The sequence below is a fragment of the Petrotoga sp. DB-2 genome (assembly GCF_054051725.1).
In genome coordinates, this window is the sequence record NZ_JBSVZD010000035.1 from 1 (window position 1) to 20,522 (window position 20,522).

Sequence of the window (20,522 nt, forward strand, 5' to 3'; positions counted from 1 at the left end):
CTCAACAAAAAATCTCTGTAATACCTTTTTCATCATCTCTTCAGTCTATTCTATCAACCATATTTGACAAGGAGCCGATGAGGTATTGACAAACTTTCCTTTTTATGATAGACTTATCTTTGGAATAAATGCCGAGATGGCGGAATTGGTAGACGCTGCGGACTTAAAATCCGCTGGGTAGGAATACCCGTGTCGGTTCGAGTCCGACTCTCGGCACCCTTTTAAATTAATTATACTACATTACTTGGTGCGGGGTGGAGCAGTCTGGTAGCTCGTCGGGCTCATAACCCGAAGGTCGTAGGTTCAAATCCTACCCCCGCTACCATTTTTATATGGCGGCGTAGCTCAGTTGGCTAGAGCATACGGTTCATACCCGTAGTGTCAAGAGTTCGAATCTCTTCGCCGCCACCATAAATGAAATTTCTTAAATAAAAAGATGGGGTAATTTAATAGATGCCCCATCTTTTTTTAGCTTTATTTTAATATTTTGACGAATTATTAATCACTCTTTCTAAACCTCAGTATTCTGCTATAAAAATGAGTTACTTTTCCCGTTTCGAAAAAATCTTTAGAGGAATCCTCTATTATAATTCCCCTTTCTTTCAATGCCTTTCCAGATAATTTAATTAGCTCTTTTTCTTCTCCTTGAAGCCCTTCATAAACAGTGTATACAGTATCGTTTTCCAAATCTTTTAGCTTGACATCCACCCTATCGAACAAGCCAAACCTTCTTGGATTCCTTAAATATATCAAAACACCTTCATCTCTGTTTTTACTCAAATATTCCACCGCAAAATACCTATCCTTTGTAACGGAAGAAAGTCTGAATTGATAGCCTTCTTGTACTATCTCTCTTATCTCTTTATACAACTGAACCTGATACCTTGCTAAATCGAAATCTTTTTCAGAGAATTTATTTAAATCCGCACCGATTCCCAAAGATCCCATCATCGATGAATGAAATCTGTACGCTAAAGGATAAGTCTCTTTTCCTCCCCAGTCAGTTACCCACGCCATCATTATTTTTGGTGCGTATGCGTAGGAAAAACCCTCTTGGATCTCTAATCTATCATATGGGTCCGTGTTGTCGCTTGTCCATACTTGATCCGCAAATTGCATTAAGCCTATATCCACTCTTCCCCCACCGCTAGAACAGTTTTCAAAAGTAACGTGTGGATGTTTTTCTCTTAAATATTTCCAAATATCGTATAAGTTCCACACGTATTTAACCCATATTTCTCTTTGTTTTCGTGGTTCCACTTGCATCCATCCTGACTCAAAAACATGCCTGTTCATATCCCATTTGACGAAATCTATATCGTTCCGTGTTAAAAGATTATCCATGAAATCAATGATGAAATTTTTTACATCTTCTCTTGCTAAATTAAGCATCAATTGATTTCGTTGAAGTGATTTTGGCCTATTTGGAAAACTAATAACCCATTCAGGGTGTTTTCTATACAATTCGCTGTTAGGGTTAACCATCTCTGGTTCTACCCATATGCCAAAATCCATCCCTAAGGACTTAACATAGCTTATCAAAGGTTGCAAACCATTTGGGAATTTTTCTTTGTTCACATACCAATCACCTAACCCAGCATGGTCGTCGTTTCTTTCCCCAAACCATCCATCGTCTATAACAAAAAGTTCCACACCAATCTTTGCAGCCTTTTCAGCCAATATTTTTTGATTTTCTTCGTTCACATTAAACGTCGTGGCTTCCCAAGAATTGTATAAAACCTTTCTTAATTCGTGTGCTTTATCTTTTGGCAATACGTAGTCGAGCTGGTAATGATGTATATTCTGGCTCGCCTTTGTAAAACCTTCGTCTGAAAAGCCAAACACAAATTTAGGAGTAGTAATTTTTTCTGAGGGTTCTAGTATATAACTAAAATCCCAGTCATTTATACCTCCAATTATCGCTATTCTTTCGTATATACGTTTTTGTACTACTATTTTCCAATTACCACTCCAGGCTAATTCACCAAAGTATACCTTTCCGTGATCTTCATCAGCAGAGTAATCGATCGCGAAAAAAGGATTCAGGTAGGCGCTTGTTTTCCCAACTCTACTCTCCAAAACTTTGCTTCCCTCGTTTATACCTTCCTTTCTTAAATGAAATTCACTCCCCCACATACCTGCAAGATAATTTAATTTTGCTTTTTCATCATTTTCAACATAAAGCGAGGCAGATTTCATATCCTCTATCTTTATTTCTTCATTAGAATTGTTTCTAATCTCAATCCATCTTTCTATGATATCGTACTTTTCTATGACCTTGTAGAAAAGATTTACATCCAAATTATAATGATCATCGCTTAGCTTGATTACTAAATCATTCCCACTCACTTCAAAATTTTTGTAATTCAACACAACATCCCTGACACCATCGTAATATTCAACTTTCAAACAATGCTCGACATTGTTCTTTTCTCCTCTTACTGAAAATTCATCATTCCACGTGTATCTGTCCATTACAATCAAATCTTTAACTTCTGGGTAGTCTTGAAACCTTGGTAACTTTGATCCCCAGTACAAATTTTTAATTTTCCCTTGATCATCTAATCCAAAAACGTAACCCATATTTTCTGTTTCCAAAAACCATCTCTTCGTTTCTTGATCAAAAGTTATAGGCATTTGATTACCTCCTTTTCACATTTAAATGGTGAGCCTTTCAAAATCAAAATCTTATCTTAGAACACTCAAAATATTTTTTTGAAAGAAAAAAACAAAAGAACGAAAATACCCAAAGAATAAATAGCCGAAAAAAGATAAACAGCATCAATCCCGTTTAATGTATAAAGAAATCCCATCATCAATGGAGCCACAGTTCCAGATAACTTAAAGAAAACCTCTCTTAAGGAAATCACCGCTCCTCTATTTTTTCTTGAAGTAATTTCAGTAGTCAGAGTGTGCATACTAGGTATATTTATGCCATGCCCCATGCCAAAAATAATAACAGCTACCATCAAACCTACAAAATTTCTAACAACCATCAATAAAAAAAGTGAGATCGCATAAAATACATAAGAAAATGCTAACAACCATTTTACTGTGTATCTATCGCTTAACTTCACCAACTGTGAAGCAGCAAATGCAGCAGTAAAAGACATAAAAAACATTAATATACCTGTTATCCAAGGGGGAAAACCAAACTTATATTCTGATAAAAAAGGTAGATACGAAGAATATGCGCCACTGAGCAAAAAGAAGGTAGAAAACCCAGCAATATATATAAAAATAATTCTTAAATCTTTTAAAACTTTAAACAGATCTACAAAATAATCTTTCAAGTTCTCACCATCATTTTGATGGGAATCTTCAAGAAGAAATAAGGTAGCTATTCCAACGGGTACAGCTAAAGCAGACAGAAAAAATGGGAACTGCCAACCAAAAATAGCAAGCATTCCACCAATAAGTGGATAGATAGCTAATCCAATATTTGCAACGGTTTCATTGTAACCTATAATTTTTAATCTTTCTCTTTCTCTAAATAGGTCTCCCATAAGGGTTACATTCAATGCGCCCAAAGCGGATGCTCCCGCTCCATTTATGGCACGTAATAACAGTAAAATGTTAAAATTTGTTGTTAAACCACTTAACACCCCAGATACAGCGAATAAAAATAGGAGAGGAACCATAAATTTTTTTCTTCCATATCTATCAGCTAAAACACCAAATAATGGAGTTAAAAATATGGCAGGCAAGTTGAAAAAAGTAATTAACAAGCCTACCTGTTGCTCTGTTACATTGAATTCTTCCTTTATCAAAGGAAAAACAGGAGAAATACTCGATACACCCATGACGACCATCAACGTTACGCCGAATATAATTAACATGTTGTTTTTTTGAGTTTGTTTTTTTGCAGAATTCAACTTTTTGCTTCCCCCAATAATTTTTTTCTTATACTTTTAATTTTATCACATTTACGCATTATACAAACTTCAAAAAATCTATTATCCCAGATTTTTTTATTTGTGACAGGCATTTATTAGTTGCCAAGATAAACTATTAAATTATTTTAAAAAACAGACGGGGTTTTACCCCCGTCTCCAAAAATGAAAAAACCTATTCATCATTTATTGTCTTGATTTTATTGGGATCTATTTTAAACCCTCTATCATAAGTTAAAAGTCCATTCATCTCCTGTTCTACATCAGTTAATTGGGTATAACAATATCCTACAATATAATCTATTGATTTTATTGCTTGAGTTAATTGAGAAAATCTTTTTAAAAATTCTTCTTCAGAAGAAACTTTGTTACCATAACCCCATCCTTCATCCTTTAAAAAAGCTGTCCCTCCATATTCGGTAATAAGAACAGGTTGATCAGAATAGTTATATCCCTCGGAAAAGATGAATTTTCCAGCTGGACATCCTTTAACAACTTCATTTTTATCTGAATATACTTTTAAAAATTCCGAACTCTCTTGACGATAATCATGAATTGTACACAAATCTGTTTCGGTATGTTCCCAACCGTCATTAGACACAACTAAACGAGTCTGATCTAAAGATTTTATTAGATTTACAACACTTTTCGTAAAATTCTGTTGCTTTTTATCCGTTAAAATGTTTGGTACCCCCCATGATTCATTAAAGGGTGTCCATACAACTATTGAAGGATGGTTATAATCCCTATCTATAATTTCTTGCCATTCTCTTAAATATTGATTGCATGATTCCGAATTAAATTGGTAAAAAGAGGACATTTCCCCCCAAACTAATAATCCTAATTTATCACACCAATAGAGATATAAAGGGTCTTCAACTTTTTGATGCTTCCTTACACCATTAAAGCCAAAATTTTTAGTCATTTTTATGTCATTTATTATAGCTTCCTCGCTCGGAAGAGTTAATAAAGAATCCGGGAAATAGCCTTGATCTAAAACTAATTTTTGATAATATGGACGGTTGTTCAATAAAAATTTACCATCCTTGGTTGAAACTTTCCTCATACCAAAATAACTCATTACTGAATCTTTTATTTCTCCTCTATTGTCGATTAAGTTAAAAAATATCTCATATAAATTAGGTTCTTCTGGGCTCCACAATTTCAACCCCCATTCAAAAGCCTTTGAAAGCACGTTTAATTCTATCTGTATTATACGATCTTGACAAAAAATATTGCTTTCCAATATGTTTGAGTCTTCAAATTTAATGTCGATATTTAATGTATTACCTATAGCTTCAGGAGACAAAATGGCTTCGATTAACACAGTTGCTTTATCAATATTTGGTGTCAGGCTAATTTTTTCTATATGCTCATTATTAACGGGTTCTAGCCAAACAGTTTGCCAGATTCCCGTAGTGTTAGTATACCAACAAGCAAAAGGCTTACCTATCCAGCTTTGCTTCCCTCTGGCCTGTGATGGATCATAAGTTCTATCTTCTACCTTAATTACGATTTCCTCTTCATCATCCCATTTTAACTCACTTGTAATATCAAAACTAAATGGAGTATTCCCACCTATATGATTGCCTATATACTGCCCATTAATCCAAACCTTAGCAAAATAATCCACAGCTCCAAAGTTTAACTTTATTTTTTTATTTTTCCACGTTTTGGGTAAGGAAAAACTTCTTTTATACCAAACATAATCGTGATGACTTTTATCGTATATACCGCTAAATTTACTTTGATAACAAAATGGAACTTCTATTTTCTTTGTAAAATAATGATTTTGAAACCATTTTTCACCCTCACCCTTATTTTGATCATCAAATTCGAACTCCCACGTTCCATTTAAACATAACCATTGATCTCTTTTAAAATTTGGACGAGGATATTCACATCTTGCAATTTCATCCATATTTTTTCTCCTTCCTTTAAATGAAATTTTTTATTTTATTAAATATTTAAAAATGGTTTTATAAATAAATTAGAAATTATTTAGGGAAAAGTTGCGGGGTTCTAGTAGGACCTTTAATTATTAGCTTTCCATTTTCATCGAAATAAATTCTATCAATATTTAGTACTCTAATTCCACCTGGCGATTGAGGAAAAGCATGGGTATGATAAACTATAAACAATTCAAGATCACTCGGAGATATAGTAACAGAACAATGCCCCGGACCTGAAACACCTATTGACAGATCTTTTGCCAAAACTGGATTATCTTTGCTTTTTTCCCAGGGACCAAAAGGACTTTTTGAAACTGCATAACCAATTGCATAATCAGGAGAACCAAAATAATTAGCAGAATAAAGTAAATAATATGTCTCTTTATTTTTTATTACAAAAGGTCCTTCATTCCATTGCCAATTCTGATCCAAACCTTCCCATTGTTGGGATGGTTCTAATGCTAAAATAGGTTCTCCTTTGAATTCTAAAAGATTTTCGGACATTTCTTGAACATAAATTTGACTTACGTGTTCACCGTCTATTATATTTTCAGAGCAGTCTCTAACCCAAAATAAGTATGGTATTCCGTTGGAATCTATAAAAATATGCCCATCTATATTTGAATATCCATCATTAATTAGTGGAGCCTTTATTGTTAAAAAAGGACCTAAAGGCGAATCACTCGCAGCCAATCCAATTTGTAATTTACCATCTTTATCTCGTGCACTGTACACCATATAAAATCTATCCTTGTAGGAAATTACTTCAGGAGCCCAAAAATCTCCTTGAGCCCATTGATTCTCTTCTTGAAATTTCATAAATGCAAACCCTTCTTCTTCCCAATTAACTAAATCTTCAGATTTCCAAACCTTGAACCCTGTATTAGCTGAAGAAGTGCCATAAAGATAATATGTGTTTTCTACCTTTAAAACAGAAGGATCTGCAATAAACACATCCAACGGATTTTCATACAATTTGCCTGAATTTGATAATACAATTATTGAATTTAACAAGATAAATGGTACAAACAAAAATGAAATTAACTTTTTATCCACTTGATATCATCTCCTAATAGTCGATGATTTTAACAGTTGTTGAAGCATTTTTTATTTCATTTACTCTTTGTTATTCCTTTAAGCCACCTGCTGTTAATCCTTTTATTAATTGTTCCTGAAAAATTAAGAAAAATATAAATATTGGCAGAGCCGCTATAACATTTCCTGCCATAGTCACTCCATATTTCATACTGTAAGACCCATAAAATGTTGCCAAACCAATTGGCAGAGTATACATTGTAGAGTCTGACATCACTATTAAAGGCCATAAAAAGTCATTCCATGAAAAAACAAAGCTAAATACTGCAATTGCAATTAAAGAAGGTCTTGCTAATGGAACCATTATTCTAAAAAGAATAAAAAAATCGTTTGCCCCATCGATTCGCGCTGCTTCTTCAAACTCTTTGGGGATTCCTTTGAAGAACTGTGAGATTATTAATACAAACATAGGATTAACCATATAGGGGATAATTAACCCCCAATAAGTATTTAGTAAGTTTAAATCTCTTAAAAGTAAATATCGAGGAATCATTATCGCCTGTAAAGGGATCATAATCCCTGCTAAAGTAATATAAAATAAAGCTGTATTTCCTTTGAACTTTAATCTACCTAAAGAATACGATGCAAATACCGTAACAATTAATGCCCCCAGGGTAGAAGTTATTGAAATGAAAGCACTATTAAATAACCATCTCAATATACCTGATTGATTAAATATATATGCGAAATTTTCTAAATTTAAACGAGAAGGGAAAAATTTTTGAGTTATTATTTCCAAATCTGTTTTAAAAGATGAAAGAATCATCCAAAATATAGGAAATATATATATAACAAAAATTATAACTGCGATAATAGTTAAAAGTTTTGACCTCTTCAACTTATTCACCACCTGTTCGTAGTGTTAGCCTAATTTGTATAAAGGCTATTACAAACATTATTGCAAAGAAAAATAAAGCCATGGCTTGGGCATATCCCATTCTAAAGTACCTAAAACCTTGATCATATATATATTGTATTAGCACTCTAGTGCTGCCCTGAGGTCCACCACCAGTCATTATATATACTTGACCAAAAATTTGTAACGATGCCATAGTCTGCAACACTAAAACCAAAGCGTGTGTCCTTTTCAACAATGGGATAGTTATAAAAATGGTTTTCTGTAATGGGTTCGCGCCGTCTATTGTAGCTGCTTCATATACTGACTCAGAGATTTCCTGTAGACCAGCTAAATAAAGAATTACATTGAAACCTAATGTCCACCATATTGTAGTCAAAGCAATAGCCGGCATTGCAGTTTTAGGATTTAGTAACCAACCTGTGTAATTAATACCTATTATTTCAAATATTTTCTCAATAATTCCAAAATTAGGTTGATACAAAAAAACCCAAATGCTGCATACTATTGTAATAGATAAAATATAGGGAAAAAAGAACAACATACGAAACAATCTTTTCATATATATGTTTGAATTTAATAAAAGAGCCATTAAAAACCCTAATATAACTAAAATTGGCACAGTCAATATTACAAAGTAAATTGTGTGCCATAAACTTGACCAAAAAGTTGGATCATTAAACATTTTTGAAAAATTCTCCAAACCAATAAATTGTGGTTCTCCAAATAAATCCCAATCAAAAAAACTCATACGGAAACCGTTTATAAGAGGATATATTAAAAATAAACCATACAAAACACCAAAAGGCAGAAAAAACAAATAGCCTTTAATGGAATTTCTCTTCACAAATCCTCACCTTCTCACATTAAAATTAAAGGTTAACTTCTTTTAAATTTGCAAATTAATGTATAAAAGTATAATTTTTAGGAAAATTACATAAAACATAGCATTCCACTGAGACAGTGGAATGCTTTTTTTAATAAAAATATAAAATCATTCAACAACCTCATTAACAGTCCTTACTAATTCTTCAGCTGCATTTTCTGGTGTTACTGAGCCCAAAACTACTCCCTGACAAAGTTCAACTAATTTATCTTGAATTTCAGCCCAACCTTTAACCTGCGGAATAAAAGCTTGTTCAGCAGCTAACATATAATCCTCTCTCAAAGGCAAACTTAAGAACTCTTCTGACTCTCTAACACTTTTGATAACAGGAATATGACCTGCTACTGCCCATTCATAAGAATGATTGACTATCCATTCTGCGAACTTTACAGCTGCTTCGATCTTTTCTTCATCCATTTTCGATCCTTTCGGTACAATTAGAGTGTGAGAATCTCCCCATACGTAAGCCTTTTCAGTGGTTGAAAAATCTGGAACAGGCATGACTCCAACATTATCTAAGACATTCATATCTTCAAATGCAGCCATAGCCCATACTCCATCAAAAGTAAATCCCGCTTGATCACTAATAAATATTGCCCTAGCAGTTTCATAATCTACAAAAGTAGTCAAATCTTCTTCATAAAATTTTAATATTTCTTCATATGTTTTCTCAGCTATGTCCTTTTCGATCATGAAATTTCCTTTTTCGTCTTCAATTTGTCCTCCTTGGTTTCTGTAAATAGTCAACCATAATCTTTCACCTAGGCCATTTAAATCTTCTATGATCATTCCATATTTTCCTGTTTCTTCTTTAATTATCTTAGAAAAATTGTATAATTCTTCAAAAGTCTTCGGAAGTAGTGGTTCCCCATTTTTAGAAAGTAAGCCAGCTTCTTGTAACACATTTTTATTGTAATACATAACCAATGGGTGCGTATCTAAAGGGAGTGCATATAATTGATTATTAAAAGTAGCTGCGGCTATTATATTTTCTAGGTAGTCTTTTTTTATTTCTTCAGACACATACTTATCAATTGCTACTACCGTTCCTCTTCCAACATAATCAGGCATCTTTGAGAGATGCATAATCGCTAGATCTGGGGGATTCCCACCCACCATTGATGCTAGTAATTTGTTGTAATATTCTCCCCAATCAAGAGGTTGTTGATTCACAAAAACCTCGTTTTGTTCTTTGTTGAACTGATTAACCAGATCAGTCATTATATGACCTTCTCCACCACTAAAAAGAGTCCAAAACGTGATTTCGATGGGCTTAGAAAAACTTAGTGTTGAGAAGATCAGACCAACAAACAATAAACTTACAATAAATCTCCTTTTCATTCTTCCACACCTCCAAATATTTAATATAGATATCGATACCGTGAACGATACCAAAATAATTATATCAGAGTTAACATTCGTTGCAAAACTTTGTTATGGACAGTTAGGGTAAGTTAAGGACAATTAAAAGAGATTATTCCCATTTAGCTCAAATTTGCTTAGTTTTTGAGAATTTTTACTCCATCTTCGATTGTTGTTTCGTAAAAGGATGGTTCTATCATGGTTTTTTCATAATAACTCTTGGAAACTTGATTCTTGAAAGTTTTTACGTGGCTTTTTTCCACCAAAGCAATGGCACACCCACCAAACCCTGCTCCCGTCATTCTAGCTCCCACACAGCCTTTGATTTTTAGAGCTTCGTCAACAATTGTATCTAGTTCAAAACCTGTCACTTCATAATCATTTTTCAAGGAATTATGGGATTGGATTAAAAGTGATCCAAAACCTTCAATATCGTTGTTTTTTAATAATTTAGAAGCCTGGATAACCCTTTGATTTTCTGTTATTACGTGCCTTGCTCTTTTTAACTCTATTTCATTATCAAGATATTTTAGATCTTTCTCACTACACTGGCATAAATTATCAACCTTTGTTTCCCTTGCTTGATTTATTTTTACTAAAGCATTTTCACATTCTTTTCTTCTTTGGTTGTATTGAGAAGAAGTGAGCTCTCTTCTTTTGTTCGTATTCATAATAATTAGAGAATACCCATCTAAATAACAAGGTATATATTCATAGTTTAAGTTTTGGGTATCAAGCAGTAAAGCCTGATTTTTCTTTGCATTTGCTATCACAAATTGATCCATTATTCCAGAGTTCACACCAATAAATTTATTTTCAACCCTTTGCCCTAAGAGGGCAAGGTATGTTCTATCGATTTCTTCAGGGGTTTGATTTTGAGATAAGAGCATGAATCCAATAAGCACTTCCAAAGCTGCAGAAGATGAAAGGCCCGCTCCATTTGGAAGTTCTCCTTTAATCAGAATATTACATCCCTTCAAGGGGAATCCATCTTCTAATAAAAACTTTATAACTCCTTTGGCATAGTTCCCCCAACCATCTTCTTTCCTATAAACCACTTCCTTATTTAGATCGACTTTTACTTCGTTGGGAAAGTCCATAGATTTTAGGCAAATAAAATTATCGTCCCTCAAATTCATTAAGCCATTTATACCAAGGTTTATAGCTACCGGTAATACATATCCTCCATTGTAGTCTATATGTTCGCCTATAAGATTTATTCTTCCTGGAGAGAAGAACCTTTGTACTGGTTTTTCACTAACTCCGTAGATTTCTTGAAAAGTATTTAGTAAATCCATTTTGTCGACCTCTCTATTGTATTTTTTTGAATTTTTCTATTGCATTTCTTAACGTAATGGCAGTTTCTTCCACCGCCATGGTATTTGCCGCAGCCCAAGCACCCATCTCGCTTGATGCGTACCATTTTATTTTATCCTTGTCTCTTAAAGGAGGATAGAACTCAATATGAAAATGATAGTATTTGTTTGAATCTGCATATTCCTCTGAATTAACAGGAGTTTGATGGATATTCATCATGTAAGGGAAAGGTTTGTCAAACAATGCATCAAAGCCACCAGTTAACAGTTTTAGCGCCTCAGCCAGGTCCCATTTTTCTTTTTCGTCGAATTCTGATAAGTTGCCTTTGTGGGATTTGCTCACGATGAAAGCTCCATAGGGGTAGTCTGTAAAAAAGGGAAGATAAACGAGAAATGAATCATTCTCAAAAAGAATTCTTTTTTGAAATTCCTTTTCCTCTTTGTTCATTTCACAAATAAGGCATTCTCCATTTTCTTCATAATATTCTTTACAGTTGTCGAGTTCGACTTTTAACTTCAATGGAATCCAGGAATAGGCATATAATTGACCGTGTGGATGGAGCATCGTTACCCCTACTTCTTTTCCTCTATTTTCAAAAGGAAAGATGTATTTTATTTTTTCATCTTTTGAGAGTTCCTCAAATCTTTCAACCCATAAATTTACTAACTTAAATATATGTTCTACGGGTAATTGAGGAAGAGTAATATTGTGATCAGGAGAATACAGAATTACTTCGCATTTTCCATAATTTTTTTCGACTTTGTACAAATCAGTCCCTTGTATATTTGGTTCATCTGGATCTAGTTTTAAAGCGGGAAAATCATTGTCGTATGCATAAACGTCATAGTTTGGAGGCACTTTTTTACCCGGTCCTGGACAAAAGGGGCACCAATCCTCAGGTAAATGTGGCCTATTTTGTCTATTATCGGCAACCATTGTGTATGTTTTTAACAAAGGGTTCCAACGTAATTCTGCCATACAATTTCTCTCCTTTTTTGTTTGAGATTTACTGCCTTTAAAACCTCTAAACCTTCTTTAGCACCCCTTCGCCCCGCAACCCACCCATGATCCATATCATATTTATGTTTAAGATTTTCTCACTACAAGTTCTACATCTAAGACTTTCCTTGTTGATGAGTTGTCTCTTTGATTACTTTTTATTCTTTTATACAACATTTGAAATGCCTCATATCCCATTTCAAACTTTTTAACTTTTACCGTTGTCAACTCTGGCTCGATTAACCTTGAAAAGGCTATATCGTCGTAACCTACTACTGAAACATTTTGTGGAATCTTTAGATTATTTTCTTTCAAAGCTTTAATTGCACCATAAGCTATTAGATCGTTGTAGCAAAATATTCCGTCGAATTCCTCTTTTTTTCTGATCATTTCCATCGTTTTATCGTACCCTGCTTTAACGTGGTATCCTTCATGTATCCCTTCACATATCTTGATATCATTTTCTGAAAACGCTAACCCTTTCTCTTTTAAAGCCTTTTTATAGCCTTGTAACCTTCCATATGAAGCAGAGTTATACAGTTGATCGGTGATCATTTTTATCTTTTTACACCCTTTTTCAATGAGGTATTTGGTTGCAAGATATCCCCCTTTTTCTTCGTCACTGAATATCTCATCCACATTCCAACCGTCTATTTCTCTACCTACAAGTACTATAGGGAAGTGCTCTTTTATCAGTTCTTGAATATCTTCATAACTTTTTTGCATTGGAAAAAGGAGAATACCATCAACTCTCCTTTCTAAGAGAGTTTTTAAAAACTTTTCTTCATTTTCGTATAAACCTTCAGAGTTCATAATTATTATTTGATAATTATTCTCCCTTGCTGCTTTATCAATACCTTTGAATACTTCAGAGAAAAAAGGGTTGGAGCTATCGGGCATGATCACTCCAATTGTATGGGTTACGTTAGATTTGAGCATAGTAGCGTATATGTTTTTAACATAGCCTAGTTCTTGGGCAATTTTTTCGATCTTTTCTTTTGTTTGAGGGTTTATATCTGGTTTATCGTTTAAAGCCCTTGATACAGTGTTAACAGAGACCCCTGCTCTTTCGGCGATATCTTTTATGGTTACAAAATTACTCCGACTTATTTTTACCACCTCTTCTTATGTTAACGTTAACGGTATCCATTTAATTTTACACCAAAAACCAAAAAAATCAAAATGATTTTTTGTTGACAAAAGAAGATTTTTTGTGCTATAATATATATGTAAAATGCATATATATGAAAGGAGGTTATCTTATGCCTTTTTTAGATGGAACCGGACCAAGAGGTTTAGGCCCAATGACGGGTAGAGGTTTAGGAAGATGCAGTGGTGCGTATGGTAGAGGTTTCGGTTATGGTGCAAGAGGATTCGGAAGAGGTTTCGGCTATGGCAGAGGATTTGGTTATGGCAGAGGATTCGGTTACGGACCAAGAGCCTACGGCGGATGGGCAGGAGCGTATTATCCACCAGCTTATCCTGTGGAAAGTGACAAGGCTTTTTTAGAAGCACAAAGAGAGTATTTAAAAAACGAATTAAACTACATTGAAGGAATCCTGAAAGAAACAGACGATAGCCAAAAAAAAGACGAGTAAATTTAATATTAGGGCACAACTCATTTTTAATTTAAAACTGAGTTGTGCCTGATTTTGTGCATCATATGTACATTACAACGGTTGAAGGAGAGATCAATTTGTCATTGAAAATAGCCATTTTGAGTGGAAAAGGAGGAACTGGCAAAACTACCGTATCTACAAATTTAGCCAAAGTTCTTTCAAAAAATATGAAAGTTTTGCTTCTAGATGCAGATGTTGAAGAGCCTAATGACCATTTATTCTACAACGTCACATTCGAAGAAGAAAAAAGTGTGGATGTACTCATACCAAAAGTAAATAAAGAAACTTGTATATTGTGTGGGCTTTGCGCAAGAGAGTGTCAGTTTGGTGCTATTAACGTCTTTGAAAAAGGGGTATTCGTTTTTCAAAATTTATGTCACGGTTGTGGCGTTTGTTCTGAAATTTGTCCAGTAAGAGCTATCGATGAAGAACCTAAAAGCTTAGGAAAATTAAGATTTGGAAAGACGAACTTTTTTGATTTTGGGATGGGGCTTTTGAATATAGGAGAACCATCAGGTGTAAGGATAATTAGAGAACTGAAAAAATACATTTCGGATGATTACGATGTAACTATAATCGATGCCCCTCCTGGTACTTCATGCCCAGTTGTGGAAGTTTTACAAAAGGTTGATTTTGCCGTTTTAGTAACTGAATCATCTCCTTTTGGGTTACACGATTTAAAGCTTGCAATATCGTTAGTTAAAGAAATGGAAATCCCCTTTGGAGTAGTAATCAATCGTTACGATCCTGCATTTGCCGAGTTAACAGAGTACCTTGAGGAAGAAAAAATCCCTCTACTTATGAAAATCGATTTTGATAAGAAAATAGCTAAATGGTATTCTGAGGGGAAATTGATCGTAGATCAATCGGAAGAATTGCATAGAAGTTTTGAATTTTTGTATGAAAATATAACAGAGGTGTTTGCATGAAACAAATAGCTATAATTAGTGGAAAAGGTGGAACTGGGAAGACAACGTTGTCTGCTTCTTTGATTTACCTTTTCCAAGATCCCGTAATGAGTGATTGCGATGTCGATGCATCTAATCTTCATTTGTTATTATCCCCTGTTGAGTTAAAACAAAGCTATGAGTATTATGGTGGCAAAAAAGCAGACATAGATTATGAAAAATGCACTAATTGTGGTATTTGCAAAGATACATGCAGGTTTGAGGCAATAGATTTTCAACAGGATAAATATGTTATTAACGAATATGCGTGTGAAGGTTGTAAACTTTGTGTACTCACCTGTCCCGAAAAGGCGATAAAACTTGTAGAAAATTTAGCTGGATACTATTATGAATCAAAATCTCCAAAAGGTGTTTTGGTTCATGGCGATTTGAATCCGGGGGAAGAAACTTCAGGAGGTTTGGTAGCTGAGATAAGAAAAAAGTCTTTTTCTGTGGGTGAAAATTTAAAAAAAGATGTTATCATAATAGATGGTGCTCCTGGCATAGGATGCCCTGCCACATCGTCTGTAGCTGGTGTAAACTATGCTATTATAGTTACCGAACCTACCCTTTCAGGATTCCATGACCTTCAAAGAGCGGTTGAAACTTTGAAGAAAATGAGAGTGAAATTTGGCGTAGTAATCAATAAATTTGATTTAAACGAATCTGTGAGTTCTTCCCTGGAGGAATGGTGCTTTTCTGAAAATATAGATCTTCTAGGAAAGATACCTTTCGATGAAATGGTGAATTTAGCTACAAGAGAAGCCAAACCGATAATCTTGTACGAAGATTCTATTTCTTCAAAGTACATAAAATCTATATATCAAAAAATCTCACAAATACTTTTTAATAAATAAAAAGGGGTGTAAAAATGAAAATTGCAGTTCCATCTAAAGAAAAGACATTGGAATCCGAATTAGATGAAAGATTCGCGAGAGCAGCTTACTTTTTAGTTTACGATACAGAAAATGAAAGTTATGAGTTTTTTTCTCCTGACAATAGCCAGGAACACGGGGCAGGAACAAAAATTGTGAATGAACTTTCAGAACGGGGAATAGATGCAGTAATTTCAAAAAATGTTGGAGAAAATGCTTTGACAGCTTTAAAAGCGGCAAGTATTAAAGCTTACATAGCTTCAGATGGCAACGTCAAAGAAAATATAGAACTTTTGAAATCAGAAAAACTGCAGGAATTTTAAAAGGGCCAATTATGACAATACTATTTAAAACTACAGGAGGGAAAAAATGAAGATAGCTATTCCATTGATAGAAAATATAGGTGAAGATTCAAGAATCAGTGAACATTTTGGGCATGCTCCTTACTTCGCCTTTGTGGATTTGAAAGAAAATAAAGAATACAGCTATGAAATAGAAAAGAACCCTTTGGAAAATCATTCAACAGGAGAGATCCCTCAATACATGCATGAAAAAGGTGTAGAATTAATGGTAGTCAGAGGGATTGGAATGAAGGCGATAAATGTTTTTGAAAATCTTAATATTCAGGTTATAAGAGGGATAGATGGGACTTTAAAAGAAATAATTGAAGCAATTTCTTCTAACAATTTAAAAGATCGAGATTATACGGTGAAATCGAAATACCATGATCAAGGAGTCTAAAGAATGTCTGCTTACCAAAGAGGTAGAGGACAAGGATGGAGAGGCAAGGGTAGATTTTTAGCCAATTTTATTCTTTTAATCATTGCGGAAAACCCAACTTATGGTTATGAAATTGCCAATAACTTGGATGAACTGGGTGTGGAAACGATCGAAGGTATTGGTCAGATGGGCAGAATATACAGGATACTTTCAGACTTAGAGGGAAGTGGATATATAACTTCAAATTGGGATACTTCTAAGAGTCCACCTGTGAAGGTTTACACAATTACACCTTTGGGATTGGAGTATCTGAGAAACGCGCTTGAGGGTATTAAGATGGAATCAAAAGTTCTTGATACTTTTATTGACAAATGTGAAAAGATCCTTAACAAAAAAGAATAACTTAACTTTTAAAAATACCTTTGGGAGGCTTAAATTATGCGAAGAGAAGGAGGAGGTATGGGTAGCATAGGTTTTTGTGTTTGTGTGAAATGTGGCTACAAAAAACCTCATACACCCGGCGTCCCGTGCCAAGATGAAAGATGTCCAAATTGCGGAAGCGTTTTATTACGTGAGGGTTCATATCATTATAATCAAGCAAAAAAGGCTTTAGAAAAGAAAAGAAACAAGAATTCAAACGAAAAAAATAATCTCAATTAAAAACATAAAATATTAAAGGCGCTCTTTTCGGAGCGCCCTTTATAAATCGGTATTATTAAATTAAAAAGTTAAGTCCAAATTTCTGTTCTTTATTTCATTTTTAATCTCTTCAATAAAAAGCTCTTTTGAAACATTTTCTATGGTATCGCCTTTTCGAGTTCTTATATTTATAGTATCTGAATTCATTTCTTTTTCTCCAAAAACTATCATATACGGCACTTTCTTCATCTGTTCGCTTCTTATCTTGTATCCCACAGTAGCATCAGAATCATTTACATAAACCCTAATACCTTCTTGTTCTAGAACATGAGAAAATTTTTTGGCTTCTTCATTGAATTTTTCAGAAACTGGAAGAATCGATACTTGAACAGGAGAAAGCCAAGTTGGAAACTCACCAGCAAAGTTTTCTATTAAAATACCAAAGAATCTTTCTAAAGACCCAAATATAGCTCTATGAATCATAACCGGCCTTTTTTGTTCGTCGTTTTCATCTGCGTATACAATATCAAACCTTTCTGGCATCTGAAAATCAAGCTGAATTGTTGTACATTGCCATTTTCTTCCAAGGGAATCCGTAACGTTGAAGTCTATTTTAGGGCCATAAAAAGCCCCTTCCCCTTCGTCTATTCTATATTCCATATTGGTCTTTTCTAGTGCCTTTTTTAAAGCATCGGTAGCCCTTTCCCAACTTTCAATATCTCCCATATGATCTTCGGGCATCGTACTTAAGATGGCTTCGTATTTAAATCCAAATGTTGAAAATATTTCGTTTGTTAGTTGTATAACTTTTATTATTTCTTCCTCCATTTGTGACTGCGTGCAGAATATATGAGCGTCATCTTGAGTGAAAGCTCTGACTCTAAAAAGACCATGCAAAACTCCACTTCTTTCGTAGCGATGCACTTTACCAAATTCAAACATTCTTATTGGTAAGTCTCTGTAACTGACGAAGTTGTTTTTATATATCAGTATATGCCCTGGGCAATTCATCGGTTTAACCGCCATAGGCATATCTTCTTTCTCAGTGAAAAACATGTTCTCTTTGTAATGATCCCAATGCCCAGATTGATGCCATAATTTGATATTCATAATTTGAGGGGTTTCTACCTCTACGTATCCATATTTTTTATGAATTTGCCGGGCGTAAGACATCAATTCATTGAGAACAATCTTACCATTTGGTAGAAAAAAAGGCATACCAGGAGCCACTTCAGATTGTAACATGAATAAATTCAATTTTGGACCTAATTTTCTGTGGTCTCTTCTTTTTGCCTCTTCAATCATGTTTAAGTAATCGTCAAGTTGTTCCTTTTTAGGAAAAGCAGTGCCATATATTCTTTGGAGCATCTTGTTCTTTTCGTCTCCCCGCCAATATGCTCCAGATACGGATAAAAGCTTAAAGTATTTAACATATCCAGTAGAGGGAAGATGAGGACCCCTGCACAAATCATAGAAATCTCCTTGAAAATAAACTGAAATAGTGTCTTCTTCTAGTTCCTCAATTAATTCCAGTTTGTAAGGTTGATCTTTGAATAATTCTATAGCCTCTTTTTTACTTACTTCTTTTCTAATAATTTTTATATCTTCTTTTATAATCTTTTTCATTTCTTCTTCTATCCTTGAAAAATCTTCCTCTGAAAGGTTGTACCCTTCAATATCAAAATCATAATAAAAACCATTTTCAATCACCGGACCTATAGCAAGCTTGACTCTGTCCTTCCCAAAAACTCTTACCACCGCTTGAGCCATTATATGAGCCATCGTATGTCGATATATTTTTGGGGCTTTTTCATCATCCAAAGTTATTAACTTAATAGTTGAATCCCGCACTATAGGGGTATTCAAATCTTTTAATTCTCCATTAATTTCTGCAGCTATGGCCTTTCTGTACAGCCCTTGGGATATACTTTTGGCAATTTCTGCAGGGGTAATTCCGTCTTTAAATTCTTGAACAGAATTATCTGGAAAAGTTATTTTCACCATTAGATCACCTCGAACAATAATTTAATTCTAAATTGTCAAACTTTCAAGTTTTTCTTTAAGATCTTTTTCTAGTAGCTTATCTATTATTTCATCTAAATCTCCATCAAGTATTTCGTTTATTCTATGAGTGGTATAGTGAATTCTATGATCTGTAACCCTATTTTGCGGAAAATTGTATGTCCTTATTTTTTCACTTCTTTGTGCGGTACCTATTTGTGATTTTCTCTCTTGTATAAGTTGAGATTGTTGCTCCTCTAACTTTATCTCAAAAAGTTTTGCTCTTAGTATATTTAAAGCTTTTTCTTTATTTTGATGTTGGGATCTTTCATTTTGACAAGTCACAACGATCCCGGTCGGTAGATGGGTTATTCTAACGGCAGAATCCGTTTTGTTAACGTACTGACCACCTGCCCCACTTGCCCTATAGGTATCTATTCTGAGATCATTCTCATTTATTTGAACATCTATATCTGTTGCTTCAGGTAACACCGCGACGGTGGCAGTGGAAGTGTGTATCCTTCCAGAAGATTCTGTTTGCGGTACCCTTTGTACCCTATGCACACCGCTTTCGTATTTCAACCTTCTGTAAGCACCTTGACCCTTTATTTTTAATATGGCGGTTTTAATTCCACCAAGTTCGTTTTCGTTTAGATCAAGAACTTCATATTTCCAATTTTTTCTTTCAGCATACCGTAGATACATTCTCATTAACTCTGAAGCGAAAAGGCTTGCTTCATCCCCCCCGGTACCAGCTCTTATCTCCATAATGATATTTCTCTCATCATACTCATCTTGAGAAACTAAACCTTCTATGATTTTTTTTCTTGTTTTTTCTTGCTTTTCCTCTAAATCTTGGAGCATTGACTGATATTCTTCTTCAGAAACTTCGTTGTTTTCATACATTTCTTTTAACGCTTTTATGTCTTCTAGACTTTGTTCGTAACTCTCAAATAGCGTATTTAATTCCGAGAGTTTAGAATGCTCCTGTCCTAATTTTTTTAATTTTTCAATATCGTTAGTAACATCTGGATCACTTAGTTGTTTTTCTAGTTTTTTAATTTTTTTCTTTACTTCTTCTTTAAAATCTAATATATTCAACTTTCTCACCTTTTCTATTATATCATTTTTTTCTTTATTTGTTTTAGAACCATTTTGACCCATTACCTACTCTTTGGATCTGAAAATTACTTTATTTCAAAACCTGTTTTAGTGCGCTTCGCCCCGCTCCCCGCCCATAAGGAAGGGGGATGGCTTTACCTCGTCAGAGGGGAAGGTTAGGTTATTTTATATTTTAAAACTTCCAACTAATCCTTTTAACTCTGTGGCTAACTCACTCAACTCTTTCGCTTCTTCGTTTA

General features: G+C 34.2%; 19 protein-coding genes and 3 tRNA genes. 10 read left to right on the forward strand and 12 right to left on the reverse strand.

Annotated features, from left to right (window positions below; genetic code table 11):
• The first annotated feature begins 130 nt into the window (after nt 1-130).
• The 3 genes from ACW9JY_RS09290 to ACW9JY_RS09300 all read left to right on the forward strand — a co-directional run bounded on the left by ACW9JY_RS09290 (nt 131) and on the right by ACW9JY_RS09300 (nt 411).
• Nucleotides 131-216 (forward strand) — tRNA-Leu (locus tag ACW9JY_RS09290).
• A 32-nt stretch (nt 217-248) separates the two neighbouring features.
• A tRNA-Met gene (locus ACW9JY_RS09295) sits at nt 249-325 on the forward strand.
• Nucleotides 326-334: 9 nt separating this feature from the next.
• Nucleotides 335-411: transfer RNA gene (locus ACW9JY_RS09300), tRNA-Met, on the forward strand.
• A gap of 87 nt (nt 412-498) precedes the next feature.
• Here the strand turns inward: ACW9JY_RS09300 and ACW9JY_RS09305 are convergent.
• The 10 genes from ACW9JY_RS09305 to ACW9JY_RS09350 form a co-directional block, all read right to left on the reverse strand.
• Nucleotides 499-2,637, reverse strand: a complete 2,139-nt coding sequence (locus ACW9JY_RS09305; protein ID WP_457284147.1) for an alpha-galactosidase — start codon at nt 2,635-2,637, stop codon at nt 499-501.
• Nucleotides 2,638-2,702: 65 nt separating this feature from the next.
• A complete protein-coding gene (locus tag ACW9JY_RS09310; RefSeq protein WP_457284148.1) occupies nt 2,703-3,875 on the reverse strand; it encodes an MFS transporter in 1,173 nt (390 codons plus the stop codon).
• A gap of 193 nt (nt 3,876-4,068) precedes the next feature.
• Nucleotides 4,069-5,814 carry a glycoside hydrolase family 2 protein gene (locus ACW9JY_RS09315; RefSeq protein ID WP_457284149.1) on the reverse strand — a complete coding sequence of 582 codons (1,746 nt, stop codon included), beginning with the start codon at nt 5,812-5,814 and terminating at the stop codon, nt 4,069-4,071.
• A 76-nt stretch (nt 5,815-5,890) separates the two neighbouring features.
• On the reverse strand, nt 5,891-6,901 hold the full coding sequence (locus tag ACW9JY_RS09320; RefSeq protein WP_457284150.1) for a glycoside hydrolase family 43 protein: 1,011 nt from the start codon (nt 6,899-6,901) through the stop codon (nt 5,891-5,893).
• Between the two features lie 70 nt (nt 6,902-6,971).
• Entirely contained in the window at nt 6,972-7,778 is an 807-nt protein-coding gene (locus tag ACW9JY_RS09325) for a carbohydrate ABC transporter permease (RefSeq protein WP_457284151.1), read from the reverse strand.
• A gap of 1 nt (nt 7,779) precedes the next feature.
• Entirely contained in the window at nt 7,780-8,643 is an 864-nt protein-coding gene (locus tag ACW9JY_RS09330) for a carbohydrate ABC transporter permease (RefSeq protein ID WP_457284152.1), read from the reverse strand.
• A gap of 147 nt (nt 8,644-8,790) precedes the next feature.
• The gene (locus tag ACW9JY_RS09335; RefSeq protein WP_457284153.1) at nt 8,791-10,023 is read right to left on the reverse strand and encodes an ABC transporter substrate-binding protein; all 1,233 of its coding nucleotides are present in this window, start codon (nt 10,021-10,023) and stop codon (nt 8,791-8,793) included.
• Between the two features lie 158 nt (nt 10,024-10,181).
• Nucleotides 10,182-11,342 (reverse strand): galactokinase, encoded by a 1,161-nt coding sequence (locus tag ACW9JY_RS09340; RefSeq protein WP_457284154.1) that lies wholly within the window; start codon nt 11,340-11,342, stop codon nt 10,182-10,184.
• A gap of 13 nt (nt 11,343-11,355) precedes the next feature.
• A complete protein-coding gene (galT, locus tag ACW9JY_RS09345) occupies nt 11,356-12,339 on the reverse strand; it encodes a galactose-1-phosphate uridylyltransferase (protein ID WP_457284155.1) in 984 nt (327 codons plus the stop codon).
• A gap of 108 nt (nt 12,340-12,447) precedes the next feature.
• Nucleotides 12,448-13,470: a LacI family DNA-binding transcriptional regulator gene (locus tag ACW9JY_RS09350; RefSeq protein WP_457284160.1), complete on the reverse strand. Its 1,023-nt coding sequence runs from the start codon at nt 13,468-13,470 to the stop codon at nt 12,448-12,450.
• A gap of 152 nt (nt 13,471-13,622) precedes the next feature.
• On the opposite strand from ACW9JY_RS09350, the gene ACW9JY_RS09355 reads away from it, so the two are divergent.
• Genes ACW9JY_RS09355 through ACW9JY_RS09385 form a run of 7 tightly spaced genes read left to right on the forward strand, consistent with a single transcriptional unit; the run spans nt 13,623 to nt 17,181 of the window.
• Nucleotides 13,623-13,958, forward strand: coding sequence for a DUF5320 domain-containing protein (locus tag ACW9JY_RS09355; protein WP_103076567.1), 336 nt, complete (start codon nt 13,623-13,625; stop codon nt 13,956-13,958).
• Nucleotides 13,959-14,002: 44 nt separating this feature from the next.
• A complete protein-coding gene (locus ACW9JY_RS09360; RefSeq protein ID WP_457284156.1) occupies nt 14,003-14,908 on the forward strand; it encodes an ATP-binding protein in 906 nt (301 codons plus the stop codon).
• Complete coding sequence (locus ACW9JY_RS09365; protein ID WP_457284157.1) at nt 14,905-15,783, forward strand: ATP-binding protein; 879 nt, start codon at nt 14,905-14,907, stop codon at nt 15,781-15,783. The genes ACW9JY_RS09360 and ACW9JY_RS09365 overlap by 4 nt, the downstream gene beginning before the upstream one ends.
• Before the next feature lie 14 nt (nt 15,784-15,797).
• Nucleotides 15,798-16,124, forward strand: coding sequence for a NifB/NifX family molybdenum-iron cluster-binding protein (locus ACW9JY_RS09370; protein ID WP_103079376.1), 327 nt, complete (start codon nt 15,798-15,800; stop codon nt 16,122-16,124).
• 46 nt (nt 16,125-16,170) lie between these two features.
• Complete coding sequence (locus ACW9JY_RS09375; RefSeq protein WP_457284158.1) at nt 16,171-16,542, forward strand: NifB/NifX family molybdenum-iron cluster-binding protein; 372 nt, start codon at nt 16,171-16,173, stop codon at nt 16,540-16,542.
• 3 nt (nt 16,543-16,545) lie between these two features.
• Nucleotides 16,546-16,923, forward strand: coding sequence for a PadR family transcriptional regulator (locus ACW9JY_RS09380; protein ID WP_103076571.1), 378 nt, complete (start codon nt 16,546-16,548; stop codon nt 16,921-16,923).
• Nucleotides 16,924-16,959: 36 nt separating this feature from the next.
• Entirely contained in the window at nt 16,960-17,181 is a 222-nt protein-coding gene (locus ACW9JY_RS09385) for a ferredoxin (RefSeq protein WP_103076572.1), read from the forward strand.
• A 60-nt stretch (nt 17,182-17,241) separates the two neighbouring features.
• On the opposite strand, the gene thrS is transcribed toward ACW9JY_RS09385, so the two are convergent.
• Together thrS and prfA are read right to left on the reverse strand one after the other, a co-directional pair.
• Nucleotides 17,242-19,164, reverse strand: coding sequence for a threonine--tRNA ligase (thrS, locus tag ACW9JY_RS09390; protein WP_457284159.1), 1,923 nt, complete (start codon nt 19,162-19,164; stop codon nt 17,242-17,244).
• Nucleotides 19,165-19,191: 27 nt separating this feature from the next.
• Nucleotides 19,192-20,256, reverse strand: coding sequence for a peptide chain release factor 1 (prfA, locus tag ACW9JY_RS09395; protein ID WP_146026566.1), 1,065 nt, complete (start codon nt 20,254-20,256; stop codon nt 19,192-19,194).
• Nucleotides 20,257-20,522: the final 266 nt, after the last annotated feature.

Excerpts from the sequence above, each read along its gene's own strand:
- ACW9JY_RS09305 (WP_457284147.1), bottom strand. The coding sequence starts at position 2,637 with ATGCCTATAACTTTTGATCAAGAAACGAAGAGATGGTTTTTGGAAACA.
- ACW9JY_RS09315 (WP_457284149.1), bottom strand. The coding sequence starts at position 5,814 with ATGGATGAAATTGCAAGATGTGAATATCCTCGTCCAAATTTTAAAAGA.
- ACW9JY_RS09335 (WP_457284153.1), bottom strand. The coding sequence starts at position 10,023 with ATGAAAAGGAGATTTATTGTAAGTTTATTGTTTGTTGGTCTGATCTTC.
- ACW9JY_RS09340 (WP_457284154.1), bottom strand. The coding sequence starts at position 11,342 with ATGGATTTACTAAATACTTTTCAAGAAATCTACGGAGTTAGTGAAAAA.
- galT (WP_457284155.1), bottom strand. The coding sequence starts at position 12,339 with ATGGCAGAATTACGTTGGAACCCTTTGTTAAAAACATACACAATGGTT.
- ACW9JY_RS09355 (WP_103076567.1), top strand. The coding sequence starts at position 13,623 with ATGCCTTTTTTAGATGGAACCGGACCAAGAGGTTTAGGCCCAATGACG.
- ACW9JY_RS09365 (WP_457284157.1), top strand. The coding sequence starts at position 14,905 with ATGAAACAAATAGCTATAATTAGTGGAAAAGGTGGAACTGGGAAGACA.
- ACW9JY_RS09370 (WP_103079376.1), top strand. The coding sequence starts at position 15,798 with ATGAAAATTGCAGTTCCATCTAAAGAAAAGACATTGGAATCCGAATTA.
- ACW9JY_RS09375 (WP_457284158.1), top strand. The coding sequence starts at position 16,171 with ATGAAGATAGCTATTCCATTGATAGAAAATATAGGTGAAGATTCAAGA.
- ACW9JY_RS09380 (WP_103076571.1), top strand. The coding sequence starts at position 16,546 with ATGTCTGCTTACCAAAGAGGTAGAGGACAAGGATGGAGAGGCAAGGGT.
- ACW9JY_RS09385 (WP_103076572.1), top strand. The coding sequence starts at position 16,960 with ATGCGAAGAGAAGGAGGAGGTATGGGTAGCATAGGTTTTTGTGTTTGT.
- thrS (WP_457284159.1), bottom strand. The coding sequence starts at position 19,164 with ATGGTGAAAATAACTTTTCCAGATAATTCTGTTCAAGAATTTAAAGAC.